We start from the raw sequence: 10,731 nt of genomic DNA, 5'->3' as shown, positions 1-10,731 counted from the left end.
TTTACTCGGCAGCCTCGGTGACGCCCGCGAGGATGTCGCGGATTTCAGCCTCTTTGATATCGTCATGCTCGGCGATCACCACCAGACGCGAGCGGCGCTCTTCGCCGGGCTCCCACGGACGGTCATACTGGTGACGCACACGCGCGCCGACGGCTTGAACCAGCAGGCGCATTGGCTTGCCCTGAACAGCGGCATAGCCTTTGACGCGCAGGATGTTCAGCTCGGTCGCCAGGCGTTCGATCTTTGCAACCAGATCCAGCGGGTCGGTTTGATCCGGCAATTCGACGATGATGCTTTCGAAATCATCATGCTCGTGATCGTGATGACCGTCATGATGCGAAGGCCGCGCATCCATGTCATCCTCGGCGGCGGCCTCAAGACCCAACACGACGCGCACGTCCACCACACCTTCGGCCACTTCGACCACGGGCAGAGGACGCGGGGCCTCGGCGGCGATGATCTCTTTGGCTTTGACGACACCTTCGGGGCCGGCCAGATCAGGCTTGGTCAGCAGGATGATATCGGCGCAGGAGATCTGATCCTCGAACACCTCGGACAGAGGCGTTTCGTGGTCGATGGAGTCGTCGGCCAGACGCTGGGCATCCACCGCCGCGACATTCGGGGCAAAGCGACCGGCGGCAACGGCCTCGGCGTCGGCCAGCGCGATCACGCCGTCAACGGTGATCTTGGATCGGATATCGGGCCAGTCGAACGCTTTCAGAAGCGGTTTCGGCAGCGCAAGGCCCGAGGTTTCGATCAGGATATGCTCGGGGCGCGGCTCCAGCGCCATCAGCGCCTCGATCGTGGGGATGAAATCATCGGCCACGGTGCAGCAAATGCAGCCATTGGCCAGTTCCATGATGTTTTCCGCCGGGCAATCGGGAATGGCGCAGGACTTCAGGATATCGCCATCCACGCCGACATCGCCGAATTCATTAACCACAACGGCCAGACGCTTGCCCTGCGGGTTCTGCATCAGGTGCCGCACCAGCGTGGTTTTACCCGAGCCCAGAAAGCCGGTGATCACAGTAACGGGGAGTTTTTCGAGGGTGGACATGTCAGGCTCCAATCGGGGGAATGCGCGAGGCGCAGTTTTTGCGGAAATGTTCGGGGCGCTCGCGCCATTTGACCAAGCCGTCTTCGGTGGCCAGATACTTGGTCGCGCCGTCGACGATCACGTCGACATGATCGACCTCGTTCAGGTTCTCATAAACAAAGGTCCAGCGCTCGGGTCCGCCGCGCAGAACGATGGAACAGCCCTGATCGCAATTCGACAGGCACTCGACGGCTCTCAGCGTTACGCCTTCGGGCAGATCGGCCTGTTCCAGCGCCTTGTGCAACAACGTGCCGGGGCGGTCTGCGTCATCTTCAACAGGTAGGCCGCGGCGGCAGGTGGTGCAAACCAGCAGCTCGACCGGAGCGGTCTCGGTCATGTCTCTCATCCCCCCAAATCCTCATCGTGGGGGACGGGGTTTCAAGCGGGTCGCATTTGACCCGACACCGGAACACCCCGTCCGGTTTCAATCGCGGGTGCTGGCAGGTCTCCCGGCTTGCGGATGTCAGGGCAATTGCCCTGTCGGATGTCCCGCCTTCCCGGCCTGTTTGGCCAGTGGCTTGGGCACCCTCTCCGGTCACGGTCGCGGGGGCGGCTGCGTTTGGCGGATGATCCGTTGACGCATTCCCTTTTCATCCTCGTGCAGAGGACACCAACGGATCGGACATGCGGCACCGGGCAGGGGCTTGTCAAGCGAGTCGCAAGCATCTGTGAAGCAACGGTGGAAAAGCGACCTGTAAGCGTCGCTGGGCGGCATGACGAAGCCCGCAACCCCGTGCTGCCATGACCGAAACGGCGCAAACAGGGAGACGTGTCGCATGAGAGTGGGCTTTATCGGACTGGGCAATGTGGGCGGCAAACTGTCCGGGTCTTTGCTGCGCAACGGGATCGACCTGACGGTGCACGATCTGAACCCTGATCTGGTCGCGGGCTTCGTGGCGCAGGGGGCCAAGGCCGCCAAAAGCCCGGCCCAGCTGATGCGCGATTGCGACGCGGTGATCACCTGTCTGCCATCGCCTGCTGCCTCGGACGCCGTGATGCAGGAGATGCTGCCCGAGGTCGGCCCCGGCAAGATCTGGATGGAGATGTCCACCACCGACGAGGCCGAGGTCAAGCGGCTGGGTGCGCAGGTCATCGAACGCGGAGGGGCGGCAGTCGACTGCCCCGTCTCGGGCGGGTGCCATAGGGCGGCGACGGGCAATATCTCGATCTTCGCGGGCTGCGACCGCGCGACGTTCGAACGTATCCTACCCTTTCTGACCACGATGGGCCGCCGCGTGCTGCACACGGGCGAGTTGGGCTCGGCCTCGGTGCTTAAGGTGCTGACCAACTACCTGGCGACGGCAAACCTGATTACCTGCGCCGAAGCGCTCGTGACCGCCAAGGCCGCCGGGATGGACTTGAACACGACTTATGAGGCGATCAAGATTTCATCAGGTACTTCCTTTGTGCATGAGACCGAAAGCCAGGTGATCCTGAACGGATCACGCGACATTTCCTTTACGATGGACCTTGTGAAAAAGGATATCGGGCTGTTTCAGGACGTCGCTGACCGCGCCGGTGTACCGCTGGAGATCAACCCGGTCATGATCCAGATTTTCGAGGACGGAATTGCCCGCTATGGTGAACGTGAAATGTCTCCCAACATCATCCGACGTCTGGAGGACGCAACCGGTCTAGATATCACAGCCTCCGGTTTTCCGCCCGAGATGGAGGACGACGAACCGGAAGAGCCCGGATACGAGGTCATCCCTCAGGGGCGTGGGGCCGAATGACGCAAGCCGCGCGTCAGTGGAATAGTCTGTTTTGTAGAGAGAGTGGAGGCGAGTACCGGAATCGAACCGGTGTACACGGATTTGCAAGAGATATGCACAGTAAAAAACCATTATAATTAAGCTTGTTAAGCCACAGAAATCTTTGTTGTGTATGGAGATGTGTACAATATTCATTATTGGCGCGTATTTTGCGTCCTCAGCTTATTCAGATCGCCTATCTAGCAAATCAATCAAAGCTGCAGCAATCGTTTCATCAGATTTCGTCTCACATTCCCATACGACGATTGGAGCCCATCCAAGTTCTCTAATTTCTTGTAGGTTCTTAGTGTCTCTAGCGAGGTTGCGTTCAAACTTTTCTTGCCAGAAGTCCGCTCTTGTCTTGGGAGTGCTAGCTTTGCGGCAGCCAGAGTGTCTGTGCCAGAAGCAACCATGCACAAACACAACTGACTTGTATTTTGGTAGGACTATATCAGGCTTTCCTGGCAATGATTTGACATGGATACGGAATCTAAATCCATGGCGGTGCAGCCATTTTCTAACCCGAATCTCAGGACCAGTGTTCACACTACCCACGCTGCGCATTATTTTTCGTCTGATTGGGTCTGTCGCCATGAAGGTGGTCGCAGTGTTCAATGAACTCAAAGGGTTGTGAGGAGGGCAATAGGTTTTAGCATTTCCGACGCAACATATCGGTTGCTCCTTTGTTCGAATACCATATGATGGCAAGACGAGCAGGAGTGGTAGTTTATGAAGCCATCGTCAATAGATTTGTTTGCTGGTGTAGGGGGCCTGACGTTGGGCTTCAGAGCGGCTGGTATCCATACTAGTCATGCGGTCGACATTGAGGCAAGTTGTGCAGAAGTATTTCCGCGCAATTTTCCAGAAGTTGAGTTTATTGAAAGAAGCGTTGCAGAGTTTACAGATCTCGAAATTGAGGCACTGGCCCCAAATGGAATTGATGTGGTTGCTGGCGGCCCTCCGTGCCAAGGATTCAGTTTGATAGGCCTACGTGATCCTGACGATGAACGCAGCAAGCTCGTTTTCGAATTTCGGAGATTTGTTAATATTTTAAGGCCCAAATACTTCGTGATGGAAAATGTTCCTGGCATGCTTTCTGCAGAAGGTGGACGTTGGGTAGAGGAACTAATCAAGCAGCTTGGTGGTGACGGGTATACCGTCTCTGACCCTACAATCCTCAATGCTAGTGAGTTTGGTGTTCCACAAGAGCGGAAGAGAGTATTCTTGCTTGGAACTCGAAAAGATATTAGCGCGCATTTGGAAGCGCCTGTTCCAACGCACTGGTCGCCAAGGACCAAAAACAGCGGAAAAAATGGAATAAATGGCCGTGTTCCTTTTGTAACTGTGCGGGATGCAATTGGAGACTTGCCAGATATTGAAAAACACAATCATCTGATTGAAGAACATACAGTCGCTTATGATAAGGATCCGCATTCAGAATACGCAAGAATGATGCGAGGGGTGGGTAACTTTAAAAACTTTTTTGGAGTTCCACCTTCAGATTGGGATTCGTCAGTGTGTTCGAACTGTAAGAGGATTGTGCACGGAGAAGTTCTTCGTAGTAGGTTTATGGAAACGCCACAGGGTGTAACCGTTCCAGTTAGCCGCTTGTTCAAGCTGAAGTGGGACGATGTAGCAAACACCCTCAGGGCAGGAACGCCTTCTAGTCGTGGTTCTTACTCATCACCAAGGCCAGTGCATCCAGAGGAACCCAGATGTGTTTCAGTTCGTGAGGGAGCTCGACTGCAGGGTTTTCCAGATTGGTTCAATTTCCATCCAACGAAATGGCACGGATTTCGGCAAGTTGGAAATTCAGTGAGTCCCATTGTTGCTAAAGCGGTTGGTGAAAAGATTGTGGAAGCACTCGCAAGGGCGGATCACACTTCAGTGAACTTTCCTTCTGAAAACCGTGAATCAATTGCCGCGGCCACTTTTTCATAATCCGTGTGTTGTAGCCCAGGATTGCTGATGAGAGCCATTGATAGGCCAACCATATCCGTAGACAGCGTTTCCGTGAGTTCAATTGCAAACCCGTTCTGGTCCTCAACCAGGCTGTAGGAATGGATATGAATGAAGTCAGAAGGGTCTTGTTGGTGAAAATGTGCGTCAACGTTGTAAGCAGCTCTCAAGTGCTCCAAAAAATGGTCTTGAATAACTAGTACAGTATTCTTTCGCCACCGTGCGATCTGACGGGCTTTGTGTAGTAGTTGAACTAGAATTTTTTTAGAAGCGTCTTTTTCGTTCAAAGAGAAACTGTAATCATCCTTAAAAGATCCATCTAGGTAATCGTTTCTCGCATCCCAAATTGGTCCGCTTCCTCCAGTCCCGCACGCTTGAACTTCAATCCCTACAAAATCAATAACGGTTTCTTGATCATCAAGCGCAGTGAGACCAAAATCCAAACTACCTTCGGAAGAGATCGAAAGCTCTCTAACTACACGGTACTGGGGGCTTGGGTTTAAGAACCTTTTGCAGTCATTGAATATAGTTGCGTTTTGAAGAAACCTACTTGGACATACCATCCAATCTTGGACAACGCCGCCTTTCTTCGTCTTGCGAACACTGCAATTTCCAATAAGGGGGTTGGGCTTGGCTTTCCTTATTTTATCGCAGTTTGTGCCGCCGCCTGTATGGCTGTACAAACCAGAAACAGTTGCTTTGAACGGGCAAATTGCATCTTTGAATGGAATATCAGCGGTTTCAGATCGCAAGTCTGCCCAAGGCGAAGTGCCTTGGTTGCATGGTGTAAGAGTAGACTGCCCAAAGAGTTCAAGGGGGCCATTTTTTAGCATAACAAACCGTGCTTTAAGACATCATTCACGGTCAAGTTCTACTATTGCGCGAGGGAATGCAACCCTATGAAGTCATTGAACTAGTTCAATTGCATTGCGCAGTTTGCTCTCATTGAAGTCGATGTATTTTTGAGTGGTTGTAATGTTCTTATGTCGTGCTAGCGCCTGTATTACCCGCACATTCACTCCCTTGTCCGCAAGCTCCGTCAAAAACTGCCTGCGTCCGCTATGTGAGCTCGCGCCCTTGATGCCTGCCGCCGCATAAAATTTGGCAAACAGGTTCACAATAGTCTGGGGGCTAAATCCACCGCGCTTTGCGCTGAAAAACAATGGTGCGTCAAGTTTTCTAACGTGGCGTGGATAGGCCGTTGCATACTCAGAAAGCGCCCTGTTCAGCCGTTTGCTGACGAGAACTGCGCTTGCTTCATCGCCCTTGGTTTGTTCCGCCGCAAGAAAAACTGTGTCGCGCGGGTTGCCGCTGTCGTCAAAAACGTCGCCAACCTTCAATCCTGCAATCTCACACGCACGCAATCCCGCAAGAAAGCTGAACGAGAAAATGGTGCGGTTGCGGGCGCTGTAGCGGTGGGCATCAATCACGGCGTAAACGCGTTTCTGTTCCGCTTGTGTCAGCAGCTTTGCTTGTTTCATGTCTCAGCCTAAATGTGTGGTTTCACTGTAATCCATTATAAAACCACACATTTTGCCAAACGATCGAAAAAGGCGTTGTGACTAAGCCCTTTAAATCAATAGCTGTTCAGTGAAGAAGTTAGATATTATTGGAAACCTAACATTTTGCTGGGAATGCTTCGTTGCCCGCGATTGCCGCGATCTTGTGACGTTCAAGCAGATAGGCTTCTAGTTCATCCTTTACACCGTTGAGCACACGAAGGTCGCTGTCAGCTATGCTTCCAAGTTTCTTACGGCTCATGTGGGCAAAGGCGATTTTGACCTTTGTTTTATTCAGGCAGTTGATTGCCGTAGGGATTGAGAAGTCGCTTTGCTTTGTCTTCTGTACAGCAAACCAGCTTTTGCTGCGCCAACACCAATCTGTGCTGAACTGCTCCGCAGATTGCACAAACGAGTGCTCATGAAGTTCCGCAAATATTTGTTCCATCAATGACATTTGAAATCTCCTTAAGTCTAATACGATGACCTCTTTGCCACCGTACTTTGCTGCTGCTTCGCATCAGCAGCCGCTACAGCAAATCGTTTCGCTGCCGCTTCACATTTGCCGCATCAGCATTTTTGAGTAGAGCGATGCTTACAAAGTCATGCTTGGAAAATGGTTTCTTTGATGAGGCTTTTCCTAGAGCCAATGGATCAAGCCTGTCATTGTCGTGATCCATTGACGCAACTTTTCCTGTCGCGTTTTTGGCTACACTCACCAAACCACATGGGAAGAGCAGGTTTTGCGATCATCTCTTTACTGGGCTTCAACGCACGCGCTGGGGCTGGTGTAGCGAAGCTGGTCCAGCGCGATGACGGGTACTGCAATGCAGCTTGTCTTTCCGTCTCACTAAAATTCACGCTTCAATTGCGCTACCACCATTACGACGACAAAAATTTTGTCAGGTTCATTCCTGCATCTTTAAGGCACCCCTTTGGGGCGTCTGTCGAAGCGCATAACTGACAATGCGATTGCTTACCGTCACACAGCAGAACGGATTCACAGCACGATTGCGACTGGCGTGCTAACCTTGAGGTCAGTTTGTAGGGCAGGCGGCATGTGCCTTAGCCTGTTAAAGGTATTTATCATCTGCGCGCAGACGGCGCGTGATTTCCAGAGTATTTTGGCTTTTTCGGTTTTGTCGGCTCTGCAACACGCACGGGTTTAACAGGTGGCTTGGGGTCTGTTGCTGTTTCTCGCCCTTTTGCTTTACGTCGTTGGGTTGTCCTGCCGCTTTCGTTCAATTCTGTGCTCAGTTTCTGGATGTATTGGCTCGTTAGGTCCAAGAGCGCGCCTGCAATCGCCAGCCGTTCTGCGGTGCTGTTGGCGCGATGTAATTTTTGTAAGCGTTGAAGCGAACATTTTAGGTCATCAAATTTCATCTCGTTCTCCCGCTTGTATTTAGCTTTAGCGAGCTAAGGAGTATTGAGAGAGCAAGCGGTGTTTGAGCGGGGAAGCGTGTTAACACGCTTGATGCGAGGCGCTGAAATAGAAAAAAGCCCCAGCAATGCTGAGGCTTCTTAGTTATTTGACGATGCGTAGGGTTGAACATGGCGGGTGCGTTGTAGGTTCAGCGAGCATCAATGCCATGGGCACAATTTCACGCCAACTGCCGTCGCTGGTCCTGATGATCTCGTCAATTTCGTCTGTGCTCAGTTGCCGCCCTTCGTTGCGTAAGATGCGCTGCACGCGGGTGCGGATGGCTTTAGGGTCAGCCGCATTGAAATTGACTTTTACGCAGCGGCTGAGCATTCCTTTGTCTAGCTTGTCCAAGTAGTTTGTAGTCAAAACACAAACGATGTTGGGTGTGTTTAAAAACGCTTTCAGTGCGCGCTGAGCATCATCAGTTAAGTTGTCCACTTCGTCAAAAATGAAGTAGTGAAACGAGCTGGCGTTAAACGAAACTGTCCTTACCTTTGCTTCGCATGACTTTAAGATCGTGCTGATATTCTCAGTTTTTTGGCAAGAAACAAAACGTGGCTGTTCAGCGAGTTCCTCGCCGCTTCGCGCTTGTTCGAATTCGCGGCAAAAGATGTGTGCGTAGGTTGTCTTGCCTGTGCCGTACGTGCCGTAAAAGCACAAAGCAGTTTTGCCAGTCTCTGGGAACGGGTACCTGCCACTGAGAAGCGCATCTATTTGGTTTTCGGCGGTTTTGTTTGCGAAGATCATTTCAGCAGTAGATTGAGGTGCAGTGTTTGTCATTGTTAAAGCTCCTTACGCCGCTTGCTTTTCAACATCGTGCTTTTCATCATGGACGCGCTTGTTAAACCCGCTGCTTTGCTTATCAGCAGTCGCTTCCTCAGCCTCGCGCTTAGCAGTTTTCTTCGCCGCCTTTGCTTTAGTGCTGTAGAGATTTGAAAGCGCGCCAGAGACAACAGTTTTGCCTGCAATGCGTTCTTTGCTCACTTCGTCCTCGAAAACGACGTGCTTTACTTCAACATTGCCGCGTGCATTCAGCTTGCCAACAAGCACGACATATTGCCCTGTTGCGTCAGTTGCGTATTGCGCAATTTCATCGCATGCAATCTCTACAATGTTGTTGGCATCATCAGCAATGCGGCGACCTTCAACGGCGCGCTGTTTTGGCGTCTTGGTATTCTTAGCAAGTGCAGCACGAATTTCTTCGATGCCGCCACGATCAGAAATGTAGCTTGCAATTGCGTTGCCTGTGCCAATTCCTTCTTGTGCTGCGCAGCTCAATACACGCGCATAGGTGTTAACACGGCGGCTGTCAGCATTGCCGTCGAAGAAGACAAGCTTAGTGGCGAGTTGAATGAAGGTGGGCGTTTTGGCAGTTGGGATTTTGCGGTTTTGTACTTCGCTCAGCAGCCAGTCGTATTTGTCTGCATCAACGTCATTGCCGTCTTTAGCTTCCAAGTAAAGCGTATAAATGGCTCCCAGAAGTTCATATAGGCGCTCATTGGCAGTCGCATAAACTGTTGTCTGCCATTCTTCGCGTTCTGCGAAAAGCGTGTTAACACGATTCTGGAATGCAGTGAGCAGGGTTTCATTGAGATCAGTTGTCTTAGTCATCTTGTTTCCTTACATTTTTAAGAAATCACGCTTATCAACAAGCGATGACTAAGTTATAGCTCAGGCAGCCACTATTAACTTCATGCAGGGATTTATAACTTCAATGGTTGTTAACGAATGAGAAGATATTTTATCTCGCCGCACCCAACTTTTGGCAGGACAGAGATACCTGCTGCATTCAAGGTCGAATCATCGCCGTATTATTGGTGGTGGCACGCGTTGACGCTAAATGAAGGGTACATTGCGGCTTGCGAGAATAGTGGCTTAGGCTTTGACCTTGTTTACAAGGATTTTGGCGACGTTCGCTACCAAGGTAATCGCCACGCAGCATTTAAGGTTTGGTGGAATGAGCGTGTTAACACGCTTGAGGACCGTGGTGCGTATTTGTTTGCAGAGCCAGTATTGCCAGGCAAATCCGTTTCGATCGTTACGGACGTTGATGTGGCGGAAGGAGCAATAGCTGACCCTCAGCGTCTACTTGTGAACATCCCGCTTGATGCGCAGCGGAAGCACATTGAATGGCGCCTCAACAATATACTGAAGAAACACCTAAAGCCTGAATCTGGACGTGTTGTGAAGTCTGTGCGTAAGAGCAAGGCTCGCTACAGTTTGGAAAAGCCAGTAGTGCCAGACGCACTCAAAAAGACCTTTGACCTTTATGATGCAAAGCGAGCTGCGATAGCGCAGGGAGAAAAGATCAGCAATTTTGAATTGGCGAAGCGTGCTAGGATCAGGGTGCAAGAGCGCGAAAAGGAAGGCGAGATCAACACTGTTGAAAACTACCGCCGCACAGTGTCCGCCACTGTTTCACGCTATATCAAGCAGGCTGAACGAATGATTGAAAATGCTGGGCAAGGTGTTTTTCCCTAGCCGTGCAGTTTCTGAATTAGATCGCTTTCTTCGCAGAAGGCAGCAGACATATTAGGCAACTATAGGAGCCATGATATGTCTGTACTATCCAAACTCACTGTCAAATCCGTCACTCGTGCCAGCAAGCAAGATCCTGTTCAACTACGCCGCCGCAAACTTGTCGCCGCAATCGAAGAGCAGGTGAACGTGGCTGCTGCTGCGGTAAACGGCGAAACCTATGAGGTGACGCGCAAGACATGGATCAAGAACGAGCAAGGCGAAAAAGTACTCGTGGACAAACTACGCAAAGTGCGTCCGTGGTTTTTTGAACAAGACGGCGGCTGGTACGTGCAGTGCAAATACGGAAACAAGGCGCTGAAAATTGGCAGCGGAAACGCAGTCTTTGTGAAAGCGCTGAAGGATATTGCTGACGCGCTGAACACGTTGAAGGCTGCGACGGAAGTTGGAGAGTTGGACGAAGCCATAGCCGTCGCTTCCAAACGCAAGTCCAGCTAACGGTCTAGATCGAAACGTACCTAAGGA

At 51.5% G+C, this 10,731-nt stretch carries 14 protein-coding genes and 1 riboswitch; of the genes, 4 read left to right on the top strand and 10 right to left on the bottom strand.

Features of this window, described 5'->3' with window-relative positions; translation table 11 throughout:
- Position 1 precedes the first annotated feature (1 nt).
- Both cobW and ACR0CA_RS02850 read right to left on the bottom strand, forming a co-directional pair.
- Positions 2 to 1,057 (bottom strand): cobalamin biosynthesis protein CobW, encoded by a 1,056-nt coding sequence (gene cobW / locus ACR0CA_RS02855; RefSeq protein ID WP_480897392.1) that lies wholly within the window; start codon positions 1,055 to 1,057, stop codon positions 2 to 4.
- Position 1,058: 1 nt separating this feature from the next.
- Complete coding sequence (locus ACR0CA_RS02850; protein WP_170788921.1) at positions 1,059 to 1,433, bottom strand: DUF1636 family protein; 375 nt, start codon at positions 1,431 to 1,433, stop codon at positions 1,059 to 1,061.
- A gap of 85 nt (positions 1,434 to 1,518) precedes the next feature.
- Positions 1,519 to 1,726: riboswitch (cobalamin riboswitch) on the bottom strand.
- 146 nt (positions 1,727 to 1,872) lie between these two features.
- Here ACR0CA_RS02850 and ACR0CA_RS02845 point away from each other — a divergent pair.
- Positions 1,873 to 2,829 carry an NAD(P)-dependent oxidoreductase gene (locus ACR0CA_RS02845; RefSeq protein ID WP_480897391.1) on the top strand — a complete coding sequence of 319 codons (957 nt, stop codon included), beginning with the start codon at positions 1,873 to 1,875 and terminating at the stop codon, positions 2,827 to 2,829.
- 201 nt (positions 2,830 to 3,030) lie between these two features.
- Here ACR0CA_RS02845 and ACR0CA_RS02840 read toward each other — a convergent pair whose 3' ends face one another.
- Positions 3,031 to 3,441 (bottom strand): very short patch repair endonuclease, encoded by a 411-nt coding sequence (locus ACR0CA_RS02840; protein WP_480897390.1) that lies wholly within the window; start codon positions 3,439 to 3,441, stop codon positions 3,031 to 3,033.
- A 135-nt stretch (positions 3,442 to 3,576) separates the two neighbouring features.
- Here ACR0CA_RS02840 and ACR0CA_RS02835 point away from each other — a divergent pair, with 135 nt between their 5' ends.
- Positions 3,577 to 4,788 (top strand): DNA cytosine methyltransferase, encoded by a 1,212-nt coding sequence (locus ACR0CA_RS02835; RefSeq protein ID WP_480897389.1) that lies wholly within the window; start codon positions 3,577 to 3,579, stop codon positions 4,786 to 4,788.
- Here the strand turns inward: ACR0CA_RS02835 and ACR0CA_RS02830 are convergent.
- The 7 genes from ACR0CA_RS02830 to ACR0CA_RS02800 form a co-directional block, all read right to left on the bottom strand.
- Positions 4,725 to 5,639 carry a NotI family restriction endonuclease gene (locus ACR0CA_RS02830; protein WP_480897388.1) on the bottom strand — a complete coding sequence of 305 codons (915 nt, stop codon included), beginning with the start codon at positions 5,637 to 5,639 and terminating at the stop codon, positions 4,725 to 4,727. The genes ACR0CA_RS02835 and ACR0CA_RS02830 overlap by 64 nt on opposite strands.
- 72 nt (positions 5,640 to 5,711) lie before the next feature.
- The gene (locus ACR0CA_RS02825) at positions 5,712 to 6,287 is read right to left on the bottom strand and encodes a tyrosine-type recombinase/integrase (RefSeq protein ID WP_480897387.1); all 576 of its coding nucleotides are present in this window, start codon (positions 6,285 to 6,287) and stop codon (positions 5,712 to 5,714) included.
- A gap of 136 nt (positions 6,288 to 6,423) precedes the next feature.
- Positions 6,424 to 6,762, bottom strand: a complete 339-nt coding sequence (locus ACR0CA_RS02820; protein ID WP_170741129.1) for a DUF6626 family protein — start codon at positions 6,760 to 6,762, stop codon at positions 6,424 to 6,426.
- Positions 6,763 to 6,835: 73 nt separating this feature from the next.
- Positions 6,836 to 6,985 (bottom strand): hypothetical protein, encoded by a 150-nt coding sequence (locus tag ACR0CA_RS02815; protein ID WP_480897386.1) that lies wholly within the window; start codon positions 6,983 to 6,985, stop codon positions 6,836 to 6,838.
- Between the two features lie 406 nt (positions 6,986 to 7,391).
- Complete coding sequence (locus tag ACR0CA_RS02810) at positions 7,392 to 7,688, bottom strand: hypothetical protein (RefSeq protein WP_480897385.1); 297 nt, start codon at positions 7,686 to 7,688, stop codon at positions 7,392 to 7,394.
- Positions 7,689 to 7,830: 142 nt separating this feature from the next.
- A complete protein-coding gene (locus ACR0CA_RS02805; RefSeq protein WP_480897384.1) occupies positions 7,831 to 8,508 on the bottom strand; it encodes an AAA family ATPase in 678 nt (225 codons plus the stop codon).
- Positions 8,509 to 8,520: 12 nt separating this feature from the next.
- Positions 8,521 to 9,339: a hypothetical protein gene (locus ACR0CA_RS02800; RefSeq protein WP_480897383.1), complete on the bottom strand. Its 819-nt coding sequence runs from the start codon at positions 9,337 to 9,339 to the stop codon at positions 8,521 to 8,523.
- 117 nt (positions 9,340 to 9,456) lie between these two features.
- On the opposite strand from ACR0CA_RS02800, the gene ACR0CA_RS02795 reads away from it, so the two are divergent.
- Both ACR0CA_RS02795 and ACR0CA_RS02790 read left to right on the top strand, forming a co-directional pair.
- On the top strand, positions 9,457 to 10,209 hold the full coding sequence (locus ACR0CA_RS02795; RefSeq protein WP_480897382.1) for a hypothetical protein: 753 nt from the start codon (positions 9,457 to 9,459) through the stop codon (positions 10,207 to 10,209).
- Positions 10,210 to 10,284: 75 nt separating this feature from the next.
- Positions 10,285 to 10,704, top strand: a complete 420-nt coding sequence (locus ACR0CA_RS02790; protein WP_480897381.1) for a hypothetical protein — start codon at positions 10,285 to 10,287, stop codon at positions 10,702 to 10,704.
- The last annotated feature ends 27 nt before the right edge of the window (positions 10,705 to 10,731 follow it).

The sequence above is a fragment of the Ruegeria sp. F12 genome, assembly GCF_056533885.1.
The sequence above is the reverse complement of the archived record's forward strand: the minus strand, read 5'-3'. Positions and strand labels throughout refer to the sequence as shown.

Excerpts from the sequence above, each read along its gene's own strand:
- ACR0CA_RS02820 (WP_170741129.1), bottom strand. The coding sequence starts at position 6,762 with ATGTCATTGATGGAACAAATATTTGCGGAACTTCATGAGCACTCGTTT.
- ACR0CA_RS02825 (WP_480897387.1), bottom strand. The coding sequence starts at position 6,287 with ATGAAACAAGCAAAGCTGCTGACACAAGCGGAACAGAAACGCGTTTAC.
- ACR0CA_RS02810 (WP_480897385.1), bottom strand. The coding sequence starts at position 7,688 with ATGAAATTTGATGACCTAAAATGTTCGCTTCAACGCTTACAAAAATTA.
- ACR0CA_RS02805 (WP_480897384.1), bottom strand. The coding sequence starts at position 8,508 with ATGACAAACACTGCACCTCAATCTACTGCTGAAATGATCTTCGCAAAC.
- ACR0CA_RS02845 (WP_480897391.1), top strand. The coding sequence starts at position 1,873 with ATGAGAGTGGGCTTTATCGGACTGGGCAATGTGGGCGGCAAACTGTCC.
- ACR0CA_RS02800 (WP_480897383.1), bottom strand. The coding sequence starts at position 9,339 with ATGACTAAGACAACTGATCTCAATGAAACCCTGCTCACTGCATTCCAG.
- ACR0CA_RS02840 (WP_480897390.1), bottom strand. The coding sequence starts at position 3,441 with ATGGCGACAGACCCAATCAGACGAAAAATAATGCGCAGCGTGGGTAGT.
- ACR0CA_RS02835 (WP_480897389.1), top strand. The coding sequence starts at position 3,577 with ATGAAGCCATCGTCAATAGATTTGTTTGCTGGTGTAGGGGGCCTGACG.
- cobW (WP_480897392.1), bottom strand. The coding sequence starts at position 1,057 with ATGTCCACCCTCGAAAAACTCCCCGTTACTGTGATCACCGGCTTTCTG.
- ACR0CA_RS02815 (WP_480897386.1), bottom strand. The coding sequence starts at position 6,985 with ATGGATCACGACAATGACAGGCTTGATCCATTGGCTCTAGGAAAAGCC.
- ACR0CA_RS02850 (WP_170788921.1), bottom strand. The coding sequence starts at position 1,433 with ATGACCGAGACCGCTCCGGTCGAGCTGCTGGTTTGCACCACCTGCCGC.
- ACR0CA_RS02830 (WP_480897388.1), bottom strand. The coding sequence starts at position 5,639 with ATGCTAAAAAATGGCCCCCTTGAACTCTTTGGGCAGTCTACTCTTACA.
- ACR0CA_RS02790 (WP_480897381.1), top strand. The coding sequence starts at position 10,285 with ATGTCTGTACTATCCAAACTCACTGTCAAATCCGTCACTCGTGCCAGC.
- ACR0CA_RS02795 (WP_480897382.1), top strand. The coding sequence starts at position 9,457 with ATGAGAAGATATTTTATCTCGCCGCACCCAACTTTTGGCAGGACAGAG.